Origin of the sequence: Pseudoalteromonas sp. S8-8, from assembly GCF_000497875.1 — a bacterium.
In the GTDB taxonomy this organism is placed as follows: domain Bacteria; phylum Pseudomonadota; class Gammaproteobacteria; order Enterobacterales; family Alteromonadaceae; genus Pseudoalteromonas; species Pseudoalteromonas arctica.
Window position 1 is genome coordinate 35,713 of record NZ_AUTR01000007.1, and the last position, 17,872, is coordinate 53,584.

The following is a 17,872-nucleotide window of genomic DNA, read 5'->3' on the forward strand; positions in this document are numbered from 1 at the left end:
GGCGTTTTTGTTTTTATACTTTAAGAATTAAAGATTAAAGCGTTTCTTTAAATAATTTATGAATACGGCGGTATTCGTCTAACCAACTTGAAGGCTGTACAAAACCATGTGGTTCAACAGGGAATATAGCTGTTTCAAAGTTTTGTTTTTCAAGCTCTATTAAGCGCTGTACTAAACGCACTGAGTCTTGGAAAAACACGTTATCGTCAACCATGGGTGCGTTAATTAATAAACGTTTGTTTAAACCCTCAGCGTAATAAATTGGCGAGCTGCGCTCATATGCAATCGGGTCAACATCAGGATGGTTTAATATATTAGCCGTATAACCTGTGTTGTAATGTGCCCAGTCGGTAACAGGTCGTAGTGCCGCACCTGATTGAAATAACTCAGGCGCGGTAAACAATGCCATAAAGGTCATAAAGCCGCCGTATGAGCCACCATAAGTACCAACTGCTTTGGTATCAACGTTGGCATTTTGCGCCATCCATTTAACGCCATCGGCTAAATCTTGTGTTTCAGGTGTGCCCATTTGACGATAAATCGCGGTGCGCCAATCACGGCCGTAACCTTTAGATGCGCGGTAATCCATATCCATTACTATGTAACCTTCATCAGCGAGCAATGAATGAAACATAAATTCACGAAAATAAACCGAAAACCCCATATGTGAGTTTTGTAAGTAACCCGCGCCGTGATTAAAAATAACCGCTTTGCGGTTTTTACCTACTTCACCTTCTACGTAATCAGCTGGGTAGTACACTTTTGCGTATATTGGTTGATCAGTATGGCTCGATGGCACAGCAACAATTTTAGGTGCAGTTAGCTTTTTAGCTAAAAACTCATCCGACACAGTATGCGTTAATCGCGTTGCTTTCGTATTGGCTTTAGCGTCAGCTACATAAAGCTCATTAGGCATGGTAATTGTAGAGTGCTTAAGGAGTAACTTAGTTTCATCTGGGCTTAACGTGTAATCAGTCATGCCATTTAAGTCAGTAACTTGCTCGCTATTACCTGTTTGTGGGTTAACACGGTAAATTTCGTACAGACCTGGGTGCTCAACATTCGCTTTGTAATAAATTGCGCTGTCATCGCTGGCAAGCGTTAAGTTAGAAACCTCAAATTGGCCTTGTGTTAGCGCGGTTGCTTTGCCGTTAATTGGTTTTTTATAAAGCTGGCTGTAACCCGACTCTTCCGATAGGTAATAAAGCGTGTTTGAGTTATGTAACCAACCAAAGTCGTTAAACGCGTAAGCAATCCATGCATCGTCATGCAGGCGATGTTGCGACACAAGTTTGTTGCTTTCAAAATCAACGTTCGCAAGCCAGCGGTCTTTGTTGTCCCACGCTTCTAGCATGACAGCCACTTGCGAGCCGTCATCGTTCCATACTATTGGGCTTTGCTCAAAACCCCAGTCCATAATAAGGTTAATGCCACGAGGCACCTTTTTAGACTTATATGTTTTACCATCACGTGCATAATTTTCTTTTTTAACTGCGGCTAAAACATCTTCGTCAAAGCCCGGTAAGGTATTAAAGCTAAGTGATGTTTGCTCTTTGTTAGTTAAATTGATGTACACAAGCTTTGAGGTTTCTTCTTTAGCGTCGGCTACACGGCGGCGTGCTTTTTTAGGCTCAATGGTTGCATCATCAGTGATGTAGTTAGGCATAATATCGCCATCACCACGCCAATCTGTTTGCTTTTGTACAACGACTAACAGTGCATCACCATTTGGCGAAAGCTGCGCTTCTGCAACTTTATTACCGTCACCTAAGTAGTAAGCCGTGTTAGCAATTGAATCGTTTTGTTCATTAATTTGCTCATTACGTGCTTGCTTATCTTTTTTATTTTTTTGTTGAAGCGCCACAAACTTAATCAATTTATGCTGCTCTTTAGCAATATACGTGCTTGGCTCTTCAATACCTTTTGGCTCATCAGCAAGTTTTAAGTTAGCAAGCTCTGTGGTTAAGCCTGTTTTTAAATCAACTTTAAAAAACACATTGCCTTGGCGGTAAACTAAATCGCCGTTATTTAAAAATTGTGGTTTAGACTCGCTCGCTGATGTCGCTGTAATTTGCTTAAGTTCACCCGTTTTTAGGTTTTTAACAAATACATTGCCTTTAAAGGTGTAGGCCGCCATTGTTTTATTTTTTGAATAAACGGCTTTATTTGAACCCACAGTATGAAGTTTATTAAGTGCAATTTGCTCTGCTGTTTGGCTAGTAACAGATTGGCTAAATAAATCGCGTAGTGTATTACCTTGCTCTTTTTGAGCATAAATAATAGTAGCCGAATCGCTTGCCCAATAAGCGCTCTCTGGCTGATTGCCCATCCAATCCGGATCGGCCATTGCTTGTTCTAGCGTTATTTTTTGTGAGCCGATATCTGCTGGCGTGTTTACAACCGCAGCAACCGATGTTGCTGGTAAAGCACTTTGCTGTGTTGATGAGGTGTTAGCGGTCGCGCTACAACCTGCAAGCATGACACTTGAGGCAACAGCTAAGGCCACTAACGTTTTAGATGAAGAAAAATTAAAAATCATAGTGCTTCTATACGGTTATTATAATTAAGCCGTATTTAAGCAGAAGCACTCAAGTTATTGCAATTTTTTAAGATAAATAGCCATTAAACAGGGTAAAGCTCAGTTTACTAGCGCATCCTCTGTTAATAGGCGTTATTCAACGATTAAATCAAGCCACACCAGTCGATGATCGCTCGATGCGTTTCTGTCTTTAATTAAACGATATTCATTACTCGTTTTAGTAGGCCAAAACACACCACCATCCTTAATTTTTAAGCCGTAGTTTGACGGTAAAACGTAATCAACACGCGCTTGCCAATTAGCACTGTAATTTTGTGCATAAGGCACATCATACTGCTCTCTAGCGCCCTCACTTTTTGGAATAAAGCTTGCATTTATCAATGGGTTTTTAAGCAGTTGGTCGGTGGTATTTGTGCGGGCTTTATCGCCCTCTGGTGCAGCATTTAAATCGCCTAAAATAACAAACCGAGAGTAAGTTTTTAAACCGCCCTTTTCCCCTTTATCATCGTAAATATACTTAGCGTTTGAAACGTAATCGGCAATTAACCTTACTTCATCGTGGTTACGTTTGCCGTTTCTATCCTCTTCACCGTCAAATACAGGGGGGGTTGGGTGAGATGCAATAACATGAATGGTTTTATCATTTACGTTAATAGGTAAATCCCAAAACGATTTAGAGCTAAGTCTTAACGCTTGCCATTCTTGTGTGTTATACCAGTTTTCGCCTGTTTTAGGCATTACGGGCATTTGTGCATTTGGCATGTCTTTATATTTAAAGGTTTGAAGGGTTCTTACTTTATCAAAATCGATTGGGTATTTTGACAAAATAGCCATACCGTAATGGCCTTCAAAAAAGCCAAAACCTTGTGCATCGCCCATCACGCCATTTTTCTTGCCATCGTTATCTAAATCAAACTCAGTGGCTAGGCCTGTATTTACAGGGGCAATATAAGAGTAAGGGTAATTAATAGCGGCTTGTTTTTGCTGACCTACATTTAAATAATGCTTATTAAAGTATTCAATTCCCTGCTCTTTTGGGATGTAATCAAATTCGTTAAGTAAAATAATGTCAGGGCGAACACGTTGAATAATTTCCGCTATATTCTTAATTTGCTGGTGGTTTGCTTTAAGTGCATTAACTAAAGCATCACTTTTAACTTGCTCACCTTTAGGTGTGTGATTAGTTGCATCCATACTTACATTAAAAGTAGCAACACGAAGAGAGTCTGATGCAAATGCACTGTTACTAAAAAAAGGACTAAAAGAAGCGGCAACAAGTAGTGCGCTATAAATTGCTTTAAGTTTCATTAAATAATTTCACTGTAAAATTTTAGACCCAATCATTATTTCACAATCTAGGTAACCTTGCGCCTTTTTTAAATACAAAAAAATGCCGAGCAAGCTCGGCATTTAATAAAACGGTTAGCCATTTAATGAAGAATTATGTTAGCCGCCGCTTTTAAAATACCTGGGTAGTCTTGCTCAGGTAGATATTCAGTAAGCTCACCTAATTTATCTGCTAGATCGTTCATGCTAGTGGCTGATACATTTATATGGCCCATTTTACGACCTGGTTTTGCCGTTTTACCGTACCAGTGGCTAGTCACATCTGCGTATTTTAGTACGTCAGCTGGAATATTAGGTTGCCCTAGTACGTTTATCATCGCGGTAATGTGTTTAAGCTCTGTATTACCAAGCGGCAAACCTGCAACAGCACGCATGTGGTTTTCAAACTGTGAGCAATGGCAGCCTTGTTGCGTCCAGTGGCCTGAGTTATGTACACGCGGTGCAATTTCGTTAACGAGTAACGTGCCTTGTACATCAAAAAACTCTATTGCTAATACGCCAACGTAGTTAAGCTCGTTTGCTATTTTTGTAAATGCATCGTTTGCTTGCGCTTCAACGCTGTGATTATTTTTACCGGCAATAGAAAGCGTTAACACACCATTTGTGTGCTCGTTTTCTGTTAGCGGATAAATAGCAACATTACCGTGTTTATCGCGCGCACCAATAATAGATACTTCACGATCAAACGGGATCATTTTTTCAGCAATAATCGTATGTGGGGTAAGCTGCGTACCCGATGCAATAAAATCAGCCATTTGTGACCAAATTTCGTCTATTTGACTATCCGATTTTAAACGCCATTGGCCTTTTCCATCGTAACCTGCTTGGCATGTTTTAATAACAAGTGGCTTACCTAGGGTTTTAACTGCGTGTTCTAGATGCGCTTTTTCAGTAATTAATTGATACGGCGCACAAGTTACGTTTGTTTTATCAAGCAATGCTTTTTCAAGCGAGCGATCGCCACCGGTTTTAATAGAAGCTTTACCTGGGTAAAACTTATTGCTGTTACAGCAAAGTGTTAGTACGTCATCAGGAATGTGCTCAAACTCTGCAGTAATTGCATCAGCGTTTAATATTGCTTGCTCAAGTGACGTGCTATAAACCTCACCAGTTAGCGGATGCTTAATTTGCTTGCTGCCTACATCGTACGCAACAACGTTTAAATTAAGCGGCGCGCCTGCAAGACTCATCATACGTGCAAGTTGCCCTGCACCTAATATTAAAATATTCATTATTACTCTGCAGGGTTTGGATTAGCTAATATAGTGTCGGTTTGAGCTTTACGAAACGCTTCAATTTTTGCAAAAATTTCTGGATTTTGACACCCTAAAATTTGTGCGGCTAGTAAACCTGCGTTTGCTGCGCCCGGCTCACCAATTGCAAGTGTGCCCACTGCAACGCCTTTAGGCATTTGGCAAATAGATAAAAGTGAATCAACACCATTTAATGCTTTTGATTTTACAGGTACGCCAAGTACAGGTAGTGACGTAAAAGCAGCTGCCATGCCAGGTAAATGCGCAGCGCCGCCAGCGCCAGCAATAATAACTTTAATACCACGTTCTGCGGCTGAACTTGCGTAATCAGCAAGTAATTGAGGAGTGCGGTGTGCAGACACGACTTTAGTTTCGTACTTAATGCCAAAATGCTCTAGCATAAGTGCTGCATGTTCCATGGTTGGCCAATCTGATTTAGAACCCATAATAATGCCAACAGTCATAAATACTCCTCAGTAATATATTTTTAAAATAGCGGACTTATGTCCTGTTTAAGCCGGGTATTATACCCAAAGCCATATTAATTGCGACTAATACAAAGCTACAAAAACAAAAAAGCCATGTTTAAACATGGCTTTTTAGGGTTAACGGGTAAATAGCTAATTAAGCTTCTTTACTCGCTAGGTATTCTGCGTAGTTGCCTCTAAAGTCAATGATTTTACCATCTTTAACTTCCCAAATACGGGTAGCTACCGATGATACAAATTGACGATCGTGCGATACAAACATTAATGTACCTTCGTAGGCTTCAAGTGCTAAGTTAAGCGCTTCAATAGATTCCATATCCATGTGGTTGGTTGGCTCATCCATTAGCAATATGTTTGGTTTATGCATCATAATTTTACCAAACAGCATGCGGCCTTGCTCACCACCTGAAATTACTTTAACTGACTTCTTAATATCGTTTTGAGAGAACAGCATACGACCTAAGAAGCTGCGAACCACTTGCTCGTCGTCGCCTTCTTGTTGCCATTGTTCCATCCACTGAAACAAGTTCATGTCGGTTGCAAATTCATCTGCGTGATCTTGCGCGTAGTAACCAATATTCGCATTTTCTGAGAACTTAAACTCACCGGCTTTAGGTGCTAAGCGCCCTGCCAATGTATTAAGTAATGTTGTTTTACCAACACCGTTTTCACCAATAATAGCAATACGTTCGCCAACTTCTACTAAACCTTCAAGTCCAGAAAACAACGTGTTGTCGTCAAAACCTTGCGTTAAGTTATTCATTTCAAGCGCGTTTCTGAATAACTGCTTTTCTTGGTCGAAACGAATAAACGGTGTTTGACGTGAAGACGCTTTAACTTCGTCTAACTGAATTTTGTCGATACGTTTAGCGCGCGATGTTGCTTGCTTAGCTTTAGATGCGTTAGCAGAGAAACGTGATACAAACTGTTGAAGTTCAGCAATTTGGTTTTTCTTCTTCGCGTTTTCGCTAAGTAGCTGCTCACGTGCTTGCGTTGCTGCAAACATGTATTCGTCGTAGTTACCTGAGTAAATACGTAGCTCACCGTAGTCAATATCGGCCATGTGAGTACACACAGAGTTTAAAAAGTGACGGTCATGCGAGATGATTATCATGGTACAGTCGCGTTGGTTTAACACGTCTTCTAACCACTTGATGGTGTAAATATCCAAGTTATTGGTAGGCTCATCAAGTAGCATTATATCTGGGTCTGAAAACAACACCTGTGCAAGTAGCACTCGTAGTTTAAAACCAGGTGCAATTTCTGACATTGGGCCAAAGTGTTGGTCTGTGCCAATACCTACGCCTAATAGAAGCTCGCCTGCTTTAGATTCAGCAGAGTAACCATCCATTTCAGCAAACTCAGTTTCAAGATCGGCTACTTTCATACCGTCGTCTTCACTCATTTCTGGTAAAGAGTAAATACGGTCGCGTTCTTGTTTTATTTTCCACAGCTCTTTGTGACCCATGATCACAGTATCAATTACTGAGTATTCTTCGTAGGCAAACTGGTCTTGGTTTAGTTTAGCAACACGTTCATTTGGATCAGTACTTACATTACCTGAAGACGCTTCGAGCTCACCACTTAGAATCTTCATAAATGTTGATTTACCACAACCATTTGCACCGATTAAACCGTAACGGTTTCCGTCGCCAAATTTTGCTGAGATATTTTCAAATAATGGTTTAGCACCAAATTGCATGGTGACATTAGCTGTACTAATAATAGCGCTACCCTCCAAAGGAGTAATGATGTATTTAAATTGCGCGCAGTTTAAACCAAAATGGCCTGTTTTTCTATGAAAGTTTAAAGGCAAACTAACGCGTTTTAGCCATTTATTAGCACTGTATAGTGGGTAACTCAAATAACAGATTAAATTAAATGGTTTTGTAAATTTTTATTCAGCTTACACAAGTAAAAATTCATCAATATATTCACTTTAATACGTCTAGGGAGTTTAGAATTACGTATACTGAATTAGAGTAAAAACACTTTTAACGTGTTTGTGTGTTTACTTAACTCATTTTTGTACACGCAGTAACAATAAAAAGTTATATTTATGAAAATAAAGCACTTTTAGAGCTTTTGCACTAGTCGCTATTTTTTAACCAAGATGAAATTAATTCAAATTAGAATTTTTACACACCACCTATTACCAATCCTTTTTACCTACAAAACAACTAAAAAAACAAACCTCAGCAACACCTGAAAAACAAAATTAACCTCAAGTGAATGTCAATTAAGTTTGCCGTTCAATTTTGTTGATTTTTTTTCACTTTTTAGCCGTTTATTGCTTTGTTAATCTTCGAACCTGAATTTTTACCTACGTAAAAACACTGAAATTTACACAGGGCAACACACAAGATGAGCAAAAAATTAGCGACACTGATTAGCGCAAGTATTGTATTAGCACCCGCTGTTTCAGCGGTAGAGTTATACAAAGATGATAAAAACACTCTAAAAGTAGGTGGATATCTTGATGTGCGTGTAATTAACACACAAAACGAAACCGAAGTTGTTAACGGTACTTCGCGCATTAATTTTGGCTTTACCCGAAAGCTCAAGAAAGATTGGACTGCCCTTGCACTCGTAGAATGGGGTGTAAACCCTGTAGGCAGTAGCGATATAATTTATAACAATCGTTTTGAGTCAATTCAGGACGAGTTTTTGTATAACCGTTTAGGTTACGCAGGCCTTTCACACGAAAAGTATGGTCAACTTACCATTGGTAAACAATGGGGTGCATGGTACGACGTAGTTTATGGCACAAATAATAGCTTTGTATGGGATGGTAATGCAGCTGGCGTTTACACCTATAACAAAGACGATGGCGCTGTAAATGGCACTGGCCGTGGTGATAAGTTAGTGCAGTACCGCAATAGCTATAACGATTTTAGTTTTGCAGTACAAGCGCAGCTTAAAAACAGCGAATTTTATACCTGTGACGTAAGCGATATTTCAGAAGAAGAATGCGAAACGCTATGGAACTCTGGCGATAGTGCAGCCCAAGAAGTTGAATTTAACTACACATTTGGTGCATCTGTAACATATACCCCTACAGATATGCTCACGCTTACAGCGGGCATTAACCGTGGCGAGTTTGATTTAACGTTTGGCGATGGTTCTACTCGCAATGTTGAAGATTTAATTTACGGTGCAGGCATTATGTGGGGCAACATTGATAAGCCAGGCCTTTACGTTGCTGCCAACATAAATAAAAACAAAAACCACGACACAGATAATATTGGTCGCTTAATTAAAGACGCAATAGGTATAGAAACATTTGCATCTTACCGCTTTGATAACGATTTTCGCCCTTTTATTGCCTACAACGTGTTTGATGCCGGTGATGACTACGTAATTCAGCCAAACTTTAACGCCGATCCAGACGATGTATTTAAGCGTCAGTTTGCTGTTATTGGCCTTCACTACTTAATTGACGAAGACACTATTGCCTACGTAGAAGCGCGTAAAGACTTTAGCGACTTTGAAAGTGATAACGACGATCAACAAGCACAAATGGAGCAGTCGGAAGATGACGGTATAGCATTTGGTTTTAGATATAAGTTCTAAATATAAGCTCTAAATATAAGTTTAAAAACGACTACAACTTCCCTAAGCACAACCCTTTTAGCCCTTTTAACTTTTTTAACTGGGCTTTTTTTATTCCGCCATACTTTTTTCAATACTCAATTCTGCATTTAAGGCTATTTCAACAAATGTATTAACAGCCGCATTAGTATCTGCTTTTTTAATTTGTAATAGCACCGGGATTTGCGTGAGTACGTCGCTCAGTTTTATAAAATGGCACCCTTCACTATATAATTTACGTACGCAATAAGGCGCAATTGCCACACCAAAGCCAGCAGCCACTTCGGTCACTAATGTTTGCATTGCAAAATGGTTTCATCAAAAAGACCAAGTGCTTCCTCTCTATTAAAAATAATAAATGGCTCATTTTTTAGTTTAGCTAAATCAATATTTTTATAATTTGCCAGCGCATGATTTTGATCAACGATGGCCTCCAATGAATCTACATAAATAGTATGACTTACAAATTCATCATTAATTGAATCAGGTCAAGGCCGTGAAAAACCCACATAAATTAAATCGTTTTTAAACGCATGTATTTGCTCAGTTGCAGTCATTTCAAACAATGTAACGTGCACGCTTGGGTATTGCTGTTTATATTCTCGAACCAGTGCTGCCATAAAGGTTAAACATGCCGAGCTTAAGTGCGCCTTTAAACCATGTGACGGTAGAGCTCAGCTATGTGAAAGTACGCGGCCGTAACTTATCGTACTTTACGATGGCTGTATTCTCGGGTCAGTTTTTTACCTCATTTATGCAGTACATACCTGGTGGTGAAAAAAACGTATTTATAATTTGTAGCGTTTCAGCATTTATAATTGCACTGGTATTGTTTTTTAAACCGATCAAAGCAAAGTAGTAGTAACTTAAAAAAGAGCATTTTTATAAATACTCTTTTTTACCTAAACCTCCCCCTTTATTATTTGCACTACTTCCCTGATTACTTTTTTCTAATTTGACTCTATTGCTAAGTTTAGCTTTATAATAAAACTTAGTATGATGTGTTCTTTCACTATAAAGCCACCAGCTAATTTATATTAATTGCATTAAGAGTGTAAAAAGGTGGTGAAACTATATTGAAATTAAAAAGTACTTACACTGTTTATTGCTGATCACAAAGGCGTAAGGCTGATTAAAAGCAGTAACAAATAGGTGTGATATATGCTCATAGGTACTGACTGCATTCTAACTCAATAGCTACGTACTGTATATAAACACAGTACGTGTATTTGCTGTCAAAAATAATTTAAACCAACTTCCCTTTGTAAGTCGTTAATAATATTGAACTAAGTAAAGTGCTATGAAGCTGATTCGTTATCATAAATAGATAAAACAGCGGTAACTGTATATGCATACAGTTACCGCTAAAACCTATCTAACCTACTTTTTAATAAACGCACTATAACCAGCTAATGCCTTTGATACACTAAGTGGTGGATTATCTGAATGCTCAGCACCTTCGTTTATAGCGCTTTGCCACACAAGGTTATTATTAGGGTTTGCTGTTAAAGCAGACTCTAAATTATCAAACGCTTTTAACATTAACGGATGCTCTGCCCCACCCACCGAAAGATATAAATAAGTAGGCGCCTTAACTTTGTTAGCTTGAGTAGTTAAAAACGCTTCTACATTATTAACCACTGTCATGTCGTCATACCAAGCCGCTGGGCTAAATGCAAAGTAGCCATTAAACAGTTCAGGCCTTGTATGCAGTGTATAAAGTACAAAGCTACCACCTGCCGAAAAACCACTTAATACACGATTATTACTAAGCTTATATTTTGCCGATAAATACGGGAATAACTCAGTTTCAATAAACGCTAAAAACTTGTCGGCTTCACCATTAGGCTCTATAAGTGTTTCGCCCTCTGGGCGCGCTTGTGTATTTAGATCTTGGCGAGCATAAGGAGGCACTAAATCGCGATTACGTGTATCTGTAAAAAACAAATTAGGAATAGACACCAATATAGCCTTATCCCCTTTTTCGCTCTTAGCTTGTTTTGTAAGTGCTTTATCCCATGTATCTAAATTAAAGTTACCATCGGTTTTAATAATTAACGGATACGCTTTTTTAGGATTGTAATTAGCGGGTAATCTTATAAACACCTTGCGCGACTCATTAAGCACGCTTGAGTTAATTGTTACATCTGTATAGGCCGATACATAATGGTTGTAATAGCGTATGGCTAAAATACCGATAGCAAAAATTACTACGGCTAAACTTAAATTAATAAAATAGTGTTTTGTTATTTTTATTGCCATGCGGCATTCCTTTAAATGTTTAGGAGTTATTTAATCGAGCTTAACCCATTGTTTTATTTCAAGCGCGGTCATAATAAGCTCAACCGAAAACGCGGCTAAAATCATCCCCATTACACGCGTTAAAATAGACGCGCCGCCAGTACCAATAAGCTTAATTATTTTACCCGAAAGCAGCAACAGTATTAGTGTAATACCCAACACAGCAAGTGTAACAAGCGCTGTGCCTATTTGAGTGGTAATTGGGTGATGTGGTTGTCGGTAAGTAGTATCACCGCCAAAATAGCGCCAGGGGTCGCAGTTGCTGGTATAGCTAGCGGAAAGACCGCAATATCGTGTTCGGGGTCTTGTTTAGCTTTGTTAGAATCGTTTCCAAATATCATTTGCAGGCCAAACAAAAACAATATAATTCCGCCCCCTAATTGAAACGACACCAACCTAATTCCCATCGCATTAAGTATTAGCTGCCCTATTAAAATAGAACCCAATAGTACGCAACCAGCGTAAAGCACCGTTTTAAAGGCTGTTTTACGACGTTGTTGATCTGTTAAATGAGAAGTAAGCGCAGCAAACAGCGCCATAGTGCCTATTGGGTCAATGGTTGCCCAAATAACAAGCGCATCTTGAGATAGTTTTTCTAGCATATAAAATCCTTGTTAAGCGTAAATATTTAATAAAACACGGGTAACAAATTCATTTGCTTACGCTTAACTATAATAGAAAGCCGTTATTTTTTGTATTTTATTTACACTTGGAGGCGTTGACCTTTCAGGATTGAAAAAAGATAAGCACTTATAATTGCCGTCTTTCGTTAAAGTGATTTATGCCAAATAGAATTTTCTCTTAAGCTAAAACCTAACTTAATAAGTAAATTATGGGAACGTGCATTGTGTGCACTCACCTCAGCCGATACATGTTTAAGCGGAATATCCTTAAGTAGCGCTTCAATAAAACCAGTGACTACTTCAAACATTACGCCTTTATCCCAAAAGTCGGGGTGCAGCTCAAATCCTATAAACGCACTACTTTTACACGGCGTTAAATTATAAAGCCCACAAGTACCCATTAACTTTCCAGATGTATTATGTTCAATTGCAACTCTAATCACTTCGCCTTCGTAATAGGCACTAATATCATCTTGTATTAATTGTTTGATTTGTGTTTTGCTGAGCGGTGTTTCGTAGTCGTTAAATTCTGACACATGCGGGTGGTTTAAAATATTAAATAAACACGCAGCGTGTTTGTGGGTAATTAAACGCAGCGTAACGCGTTCAAGCTTTGTGGCATTAAACATTTTATTTAAGTGGTTAGTTAAATTAGCTCTTTATGGGCAGGCATTATTAACTTACCATACCCCATTAACAAGCATTATCTTTAAAGCAAAAAGAGTAAGAGAACGTAATGAGTGACGATTTTCAAGTAATACAACCCACTACCACAGTATATTGCCCAAAGCGCGGCGAAGGCTGGACCTTAACAGGCATTACTAATATTAACGAGTTTACCTCAGTAATGTTTGACGGCACACGCTATACACTTCCAGCACGCGAAATAGTAGAAGAACTTTTACCAAATCAGTTAGCCCGTGAAGCACAAAACCAACAATAAACTTTGTTAACCGCCAAATCTAAATTACAAAAAGGGCTTTATACATAATATAAAGCCCTTTTTGAGTTTACCTAGCGCTAGGCTATTTACTTTTTTCAAATAGCATACGCTTAAACGTGTTATCGCCCACTACATAATGATGAAACAAAGCGGCTGCGGCATGTAAGCCAATTAAGTAATAACCAACAACGCCAGCGGTTTCATGTATTTCTTTTATTTGTTTTGCTAAATCACTATTTTTTGCCACCAATGCAGGTAACTCTAAGCCAAAAAATGGGATAGGCTTGCCCGCAAAACTTAAAATTAGCCAACCAGCTATTGGCATTGCAAGCATTAAAACATATAGACCCAAATGCATTATTTTAGCTACCGTTTCTTGCCAATTTGGTGGCGTTGGTGTTATGAGTGGTTTTGGACCACTTTTAAAACGTACGACTAAACGAATACACACAATAAATAATACCGACAGCCCAAGCATAAAATGCCACATTTTAAATGCTTCACGTGTATCGGTGCCTTTATCAAAAAATACTCGTAACTCTATACAAGCATATACGGCTATCATTAGTAGTAACATGAGCCAATGCAGCGCAATCGAAAGTTTGTTGTAATGATCAGTCGTGTTTTTTAAATTCATAATGCCTCAACTTATTAGCTGCATACAAAGCAGTTTATATGTGTATTTTTACACGAGTACGCCCAGCTTGTAGAAATAATATTGCTATTTAATGATCTAAAACATATTTATCCCACTAAAAATTGAAATACCTTTTATTAATTAAAGGTCTACTAGCTGTACATAACTGTTTATACATTCATCATATTGATGCGAGATTTTATGAAAAAATTATTAGTTCTAGTTTTAACTTCATCTGTTTTGTTTTATGCGTCACTTGCTCATGCAGATAAAACCGAAAAAGCCGTTTTAGCTGGAGGTTGTTTTTGGTGTATGGAAAGTGACTTTGAAAAGCTAGAAGGCGTAACCGATGTAATATCGGGCTTTACTGGCGGCAAACTTAAAAACCCTACCTATAATGGTAATCATAAAGGCCATTACGAGGCTGTAGAAATTACTTACGACCCAGCCATAGTAAGCTATCAAGGTATACTTGATCATTACTGGGTAAATATTGATCCTTTTGATGCCAGAGGCCAATTTTGCGATAAAGGCCCTAGTTACTTAAGCGCTATTTTTGTAGAAAACGACGAACAACGTAAATTAGCTGAAAAAACAAAAGCAGCAGTAGTAGCCGAGTTTCCTAATCAAACTGTGGTTACACCTATACTAAACGCAAGTACCTTTTACCCTATTAAAGGGAGGGAAAGCTTTCACCAAGATTATTACAAAAACAACCCAATCCGATACAACACTTATCGTTGGCGTTGTGGTCGCGACAGCCGCCTAGAAGATATTTGGGGCGAAAGAGCAACTCACTAGTATTTATAAAGCAACTTAAATTACACAAACAAAAGGCTGCATATTGTGCAGCCTTTTACTTATCTACAAAGCTAGCTTTCTCTGCTTCAAATAAGTATACAAACCTTCATTATCAATAAATAGTATATTCTGTTTCCTAAAGTAGGCTGTTTATCTACTAAATCAAATATAATAAATTGCACTCCTAGATTGATATAAACCAAACTTAACAACTGGAGTTACACAAAATGTTTGCCAATCAATTACAACTAGCGCGTGCTCTAGAGTTACCTACACGACAAGCCATGCTTTACCGTGAACCAGCAGTACAAGACTTTTGGAATAGCAACACCGACCTAATTACAAACGCGTGGAGCGAATGGGAAACAACATCAATAGATAGCTCAACGTTTACGTTAGGCGACTCACTACTTGATAAAAACCTACGTGAAGCAGTAAAGCAAGCATGAGAAGATCCATCAAAAGAGCTAGCCGTAAAAGCGTTATTACACGAAGTAGCGCCTGATGTGTTTCAATTTCAATTTTTTGATCCAGAGCGCCTAGCGGTTTTACGCGGATATTTAGAACAAGTATGGAATTCGCAAATTCCTATGCGTCCACCATACGGCATAGTGTTAAATCGCCGTGGTGCAATGCTTGATAGTCGATCAGAAGGTTATTTAGCCGCGCCAAGCTTTCAAGCGTTTTATAACGAAATACTAAACACTTATATGCGCCCTATTTCGCGTATGCTGTTCCCGGAGGTTATGGGGTTTGATACACAAACATTTGGTTTTTCTATTTATTATGAGCCAAACACAGATTCGTCAATTCGTCCACATACAGATGCATCGGCCGTAACGCTTAATATTAACTTAAACTTACCAGGGGAAGAGTTTACAGGGTCAGAAGTTGACTTTTATCACCCGTACACAGGTGACATTAAATCACTTACCTTTAAGCCCGGCACTGCCATGTTACATCGTGGCAATATTGCACACGCAGCCAAGCCTATTACCAGTGGCGAGCGAACTAACTTTGTATTGTGGTTGTATGGGGAGCGCGGTCGATTACCAGCACAAGGTGCACCACGCATTCCTATTGATGCTAAACAGCGCTGGACTAACCCAAATAAACCAAATGATGGCTATGCACCATTTTAAATAAGCGCTTTTAGAGTTTTAAGTCAAAAGGCTGCCTAATTTAAGCAGCCTTATAAAAGTAAAGCTTATCCAGTAACCAACACGTTTTAAGTTTGGTAATATCAAAAAACCGCCCTATTCATAATCTATATTGTCGTCACTTATAACAATAGATAACACAAATTTTCCATCTTGCTTTTCCTATGGCCCAGTACTTCGCTTAACAAAGTACAAAATTTAGGGGGTGTGTCATGTTTTTTTGTATTTAATTCATAAAGCACTGTAATGCTTAAGTTGGTAATTTAATAAATTGTGCTATCTTTTTACTATCTACATTATAAAAATACGAGCTAACATGTTGTTCCGAGGTACAATTGCCATAGCAATATTGGCAATTTCTGCTGCTAATAAAACCTATGCAAACGACATAGATGTACAATTTAGTGGTTTTGCATCCTTAACACTCAGCTACACGGACGATTCAGATATTGGCTTTGCATCGAGTTATTCAAATGTCAACGAATCTGGTTTTTCAGCAACGCGAGATTCAATTTTAGGTGGGCAGGCTAATATATCACTCTCAAAAAATTGGGACTCTGTGTTTCAAGTAGTTATTCAAGATCATGCCTTTAAAAGCTTTGATAATTTTTTAGAGCTCGCCTTTGTGCGCTATCGCCCTACCCGTCATTGGGCTATTCGTGCAGGCAGGTTAAATAGCGACCTTTACTTACTATCGGAATACCCTTACGTAGGATATGCCTATTTATGGGTGCGCCCGCCTCATTCGTACTACTCTTTTGCAAACATTGCAGGAAATTTCGATGGTGTAGATGTGGAATACAGCAAAGCAATTAACGACGGTTTTTTACGTTTAAAACTTGCTTATGGTAGTACAACAGCCAAGCTACAAGCCTATAATGACGACTTTTTTATTGATTTTGATAACTTAACCACCTTTAGCGCAACCTATACATTAGATGCATGGACTATGCGTTTTTCATTATCAAAGTCAGACTTTGGGGATTATAAGTTAACCTCTTTAGATGAGTATTTAGCCGCACTCAACTCAATACCACAAAGTATATGGCCGCAAGCGCAAAAAATATCAAACAAATTTAACACCAAAGGTAACAGTATAGAATACGCCGCGTTTGGGCTTACTTACGATCACAACAATTGGCTAATCCAATCTGAGGTGGGTATTTCAGAATCCGATTGGATAGTTGCTCCGTCAGTTCTTAGTGGCTACATTAGTGCAGGTTACCGTGTAGATAACGCAATATTTTATACAGGTTTTACAGCGGCTAAACACCGACATGACGTAATAAAAGTAAACGATCCTGCTTTTCCGCCAAGCACTCCCGATCAATTTTCAGTGCCTATACAACAACTCGCAGTTGCCAGTCAGTCTGCTGTTAAAGTTACCAATGTTCACCAACACTCAATTAACGTAGGCGTAAAATGGCAACTGTCTGAGCGCATAGCATTAAAAGCCCAGTTAGACCGCTTTGATATAAAACCTCAAGGCGCTGGCTTATGGAGTCTTAGCAACCCTTCAGATGTTGATGAGGGCCACAAAGTACATATACTTAGTCTAAATGCTAGTATGGTGTTTTAATGATGAGCCCTCGCAACTTTTTTATAACTGCATTGCTGCTCTTGTGCCTGCTTTTTATGAGCTTTTATGCTAAATCTACAGAGTTTGTAGTCGTGGTTAATAAAAGCAATGCGATTAACGCATTATCAAAACGAGAAATTATTGATATTTACATGGGCAGGTATTTAACTTTCCCTGATGGTGAGACCTCAAAACCGCTTGATTTGCCCGCGCAATCAACATTAAAAAACGACTTTTACTTAAAACTGGTTAATAAAGACGAGCAAAAAATAAATGCGTATTGGGCAAGGCTTTTATTTTCAGGGCGCGCAAAGCCACCCACGCCTTCAACATCGGTAGAAGACGCAATAAACAAAATAGCAGCATCACAATTTGCAATTGGCTACATTCCGCTCTCGCAAGTTACAGATGCAGTAAAAGTGGTATACACATTTGATTAAAATTATTAGCCAAAAACTCTACATACGCGTCGCTATATCAATTGCGTTAGTTGCTATTGTTGTGTCTTTAGTCTCGTCTATGCTCTCTTATTACTCAGGCTTTAAAGAGAAAAAAAACACAAATTACCTACTCGTTCAACAGTTAGCGCAAACAATGGAAAAAACAGCCG

General features: G+C 38.7%; 18 protein-coding genes and 1 pseudogene. 7 read left to right on the forward strand and 12 right to left on the reverse strand.

Features of this window, described 5'->3' with window-relative positions; all coding sequences use genetic code 11:
• Nucleotides 1-34 precede the first annotated feature (34 nt).
• The 5 genes from L659_RS0101630 to L659_RS0101650 form a co-directional block, all read right to left on the reverse strand.
• Nucleotides 35-2,539: a S9 family peptidase gene (locus L659_RS0101630; RefSeq protein WP_024589385.1), complete on the reverse strand. Its 2,505-nt coding sequence runs from the start codon at nt 2,537-2,539 to the stop codon at nt 35-37.
• A gap of 132 nt (nt 2,540-2,671) precedes the next feature.
• Complete coding sequence (locus tag L659_RS0101635; RefSeq protein WP_024589386.1) at nt 2,672-3,847, reverse strand: endonuclease/exonuclease/phosphatase family protein; 1,176 nt, start codon at nt 3,845-3,847, stop codon at nt 2,672-2,674.
• A gap of 122 nt (nt 3,848-3,969) precedes the next feature.
• Nucleotides 3,970-5,118: a 5-(carboxyamino)imidazole ribonucleotide synthase gene (locus tag L659_RS0101640; protein ID WP_024589387.1), complete on the reverse strand. Its 1,149-nt coding sequence runs from the start codon at nt 5,116-5,118 to the stop codon at nt 3,970-3,972.
• A 2-nt stretch (nt 5,119-5,120) separates the two neighbouring features.
• Nucleotides 5,121-5,603, reverse strand: coding sequence for a 5-(carboxyamino)imidazole ribonucleotide mutase (gene purE / locus L659_RS0101645; protein ID WP_002962540.1), 483 nt, complete (start codon nt 5,601-5,603; stop codon nt 5,121-5,123).
• Between the two features lie 160 nt (nt 5,604-5,763).
• Entirely contained in the window at nt 5,764-7,353 is a 1,590-nt protein-coding gene (locus L659_RS0101650) for an ABC-F family ATPase (RefSeq protein ID WP_076915491.1), read from the reverse strand.
• 638 nt (nt 7,354-7,991) lie between these two features.
• Here L659_RS0101650 and L659_RS0101655 point away from each other — a divergent pair.
• Complete coding sequence (locus tag L659_RS0101655; protein ID WP_024589388.1) at nt 7,992-9,200, forward strand: porin; 1,209 nt, start codon at nt 7,992-7,994, stop codon at nt 9,198-9,200.
• Between the two features lie 90 nt (nt 9,201-9,290).
• Here L659_RS0101655 and L659_RS1000000123880 read toward each other — a convergent pair whose 3' ends face one another.
• Both L659_RS1000000123880 and L659_RS1000000124020 read right to left on the reverse strand, forming a co-directional pair.
• On the reverse strand, nt 9,291-9,521 hold the full coding sequence (locus tag L659_RS1000000123880) for a hypothetical protein (protein ID WP_024589389.1): 231 nt from the start codon (nt 9,519-9,521) through the stop codon (nt 9,291-9,293).
• A 185-nt stretch (nt 9,522-9,706) separates the two neighbouring features.
• Complete coding sequence (locus L659_RS1000000124020) at nt 9,707-9,838, reverse strand: hypothetical protein (RefSeq protein ID WP_263640614.1); 132 nt, start codon at nt 9,836-9,838, stop codon at nt 9,707-9,709.
• A gap of 11 nt (nt 9,839-9,849) precedes the next feature.
• On the opposite strand from L659_RS1000000124020, the gene L659_RS0101665 reads away from it, so the two are divergent.
• A complete protein-coding gene (locus tag L659_RS0101665; RefSeq protein ID WP_024589390.1) occupies nt 9,850-10,077 on the forward strand; it encodes a hypothetical protein in 228 nt (75 codons plus the stop codon).
• A 521-nt stretch (nt 10,078-10,598) separates the two neighbouring features.
• Here L659_RS0101665 and L659_RS0101670 read toward each other — a convergent pair.
• From L659_RS0101670 to L659_RS0101680, 4 genes are all read right to left on the reverse strand, one after another.
• Entirely contained in the window at nt 10,599-11,480 is an 882-nt protein-coding gene (locus L659_RS0101670) for an alpha/beta hydrolase (protein WP_024589391.1), read from the reverse strand.
• A 30-nt stretch (nt 11,481-11,510) separates the two neighbouring features.
• On the reverse strand, nt 11,511-11,681 hold the full coding sequence (locus L659_RS1000000123885) for a MarC family protein (protein ID WP_231388422.1): 171 nt from the start codon (nt 11,679-11,681) through the stop codon (nt 11,511-11,513).
• Nucleotides 11,682-11,704: 23 nt separating this feature from the next.
• On the reverse strand, nt 11,705-12,121 hold the full coding sequence (locus L659_RS01000000122860) for a MarC family protein (RefSeq protein WP_231388423.1): 417 nt from the start codon (nt 12,119-12,121) through the stop codon (nt 11,705-11,707).
• 167 nt (nt 12,122-12,288) lie between these two features.
• On the reverse strand, nt 12,289-12,771 hold the full coding sequence (locus tag L659_RS0101680; RefSeq protein ID WP_024589392.1) for a GNAT family N-acetyltransferase: 483 nt from the start codon (nt 12,769-12,771) through the stop codon (nt 12,289-12,291).
• 107 nt (nt 12,772-12,878) lie between these two features.
• Here L659_RS0101680 and L659_RS0101690 point away from each other — a divergent pair, with 107 nt between their 5' ends.
• Nucleotides 12,879-13,085 (forward strand): hypothetical protein, encoded by a 207-nt coding sequence (locus L659_RS0101690; protein ID WP_024589393.1) that lies wholly within the window; start codon nt 12,879-12,881, stop codon nt 13,083-13,085.
• Nucleotides 13,086-13,167: 82 nt separating this feature from the next.
• Here L659_RS0101690 and L659_RS0101695 read toward each other — a convergent pair whose 3' ends face one another.
• Complete coding sequence (locus L659_RS0101695; protein ID WP_024589394.1) at nt 13,168-13,722, reverse strand: cytochrome b; 555 nt, start codon at nt 13,720-13,722, stop codon at nt 13,168-13,170.
• Nucleotides 13,723-13,923: 201 nt separating this feature from the next.
• Here L659_RS0101695 and msrA point away from each other — a divergent pair, with 201 nt between their 5' ends.
• The 4 genes and pseudogenes from msrA (at nt 13,924) to L659_RS0101715 (ending at nt 17,702) form a co-directional block, all read left to right on the forward strand.
• Nucleotides 13,924-14,523 carry a peptide-methionine (S)-S-oxide reductase MsrA gene (gene msrA, locus L659_RS0101700; RefSeq protein WP_024589395.1) on the forward strand — a complete coding sequence of 200 codons (600 nt, stop codon included), beginning with the start codon at nt 13,924-13,926 and terminating at the stop codon, nt 14,521-14,523.
• 227 nt (nt 14,524-14,750) lie between these two features.
• Nucleotides 14,751-15,665 (forward strand): annotated as a pseudogene (locus L659_RS01000000122865) (2OG-Fe(II) oxygenase family protein).
• 334 nt (nt 15,666-15,999) lie between these two features.
• Entirely contained in the window at nt 16,000-17,262 is a 1,263-nt protein-coding gene (locus L659_RS0101710) for a hypothetical protein (protein ID WP_029769797.1), read from the forward strand.
• The gene (locus L659_RS0101715) at nt 17,262-17,702 is read left to right on the forward strand and encodes a hypothetical protein (RefSeq protein ID WP_024589397.1); all 441 of its coding nucleotides are present in this window, start codon (nt 17,262-17,264) and stop codon (nt 17,700-17,702) included. Before L659_RS0101710 ends, L659_RS0101715 begins: the two co-directional genes overlap by 1 nt.
• The last annotated feature ends 170 nt before the right edge of the window (nt 17,703-17,872 follow it).

Excerpts from the sequence above, each read along its gene's own strand:
- L659_RS0101630 (WP_024589385.1), bottom strand. The coding sequence starts at position 2,539 with ATGATTTTTAATTTTTCTTCATCTAAAACGTTAGTGGCCTTAGCTGTT.
- L659_RS0101635 (WP_024589386.1), bottom strand. The coding sequence starts at position 3,847 with ATGAAACTTAAAGCAATTTATAGCGCACTACTTGTTGCCGCTTCTTTT.
- L659_RS0101640 (WP_024589387.1), bottom strand. The coding sequence starts at position 5,118 with ATGAATATTTTAATATTAGGTGCAGGGCAACTTGCACGTATGATGAGT.
- purE (WP_002962540.1), bottom strand. The coding sequence starts at position 5,603 with ATGACTGTTGGCATTATTATGGGTTCTAAATCAGATTGGCCAACCATG.
- L659_RS0101655 (WP_024589388.1), top strand. The coding sequence starts at position 7,992 with ATGAGCAAAAAATTAGCGACACTGATTAGCGCAAGTATTGTATTAGCA.
- L659_RS1000000123880 (WP_024589389.1), bottom strand. The coding sequence starts at position 9,521 with ATGCAAACATTAGTGACCGAAGTGGCTGCTGGCTTTGGTGTGGCAATT.
- L659_RS1000000124020 (WP_263640614.1), bottom strand. The coding sequence starts at position 9,838 with ATGGCAGCACTGGTTCGAGAATATAAACAGCAATACCCAAGCGTGCAC.
- L659_RS0101665 (WP_024589390.1), top strand. The coding sequence starts at position 9,850 with ATGCCGAGCTTAAGTGCGCCTTTAAACCATGTGACGGTAGAGCTCAGC.
- L659_RS0101670 (WP_024589391.1), bottom strand. The coding sequence starts at position 11,480 with ATGGCAATAAAAATAACAAAACACTATTTTATTAATTTAAGTTTAGCC.
- L659_RS01000000122860 (WP_231388423.1), bottom strand. The coding sequence starts at position 12,121 with ATGCTAGAAAAACTATCTCAAGATGCGCTTGTTATTTGGGCAACCATT.
- L659_RS0101680 (WP_024589392.1), bottom strand. The coding sequence starts at position 12,771 with ATGTTTAATGCCACAAAGCTTGAACGCGTTACGCTGCGTTTAATTACC.
- L659_RS0101690 (WP_024589393.1), top strand. The coding sequence starts at position 12,879 with ATGAGTGACGATTTTCAAGTAATACAACCCACTACCACAGTATATTGC.
- L659_RS0101695 (WP_024589394.1), bottom strand. The coding sequence starts at position 13,722 with ATGAATTTAAAAAACACGACTGATCATTACAACAAACTTTCGATTGCG.
- msrA (WP_024589395.1), top strand. The coding sequence starts at position 13,924 with ATGAAAAAATTATTAGTTCTAGTTTTAACTTCATCTGTTTTGTTTTAT.
- L659_RS0101710 (WP_029769797.1), top strand. The coding sequence starts at position 16,000 with ATGTTGTTCCGAGGTACAATTGCCATAGCAATATTGGCAATTTCTGCT.
- L659_RS0101715 (WP_024589397.1), top strand. The coding sequence starts at position 17,262 with ATGATGAGCCCTCGCAACTTTTTTATAACTGCATTGCTGCTCTTGTGC.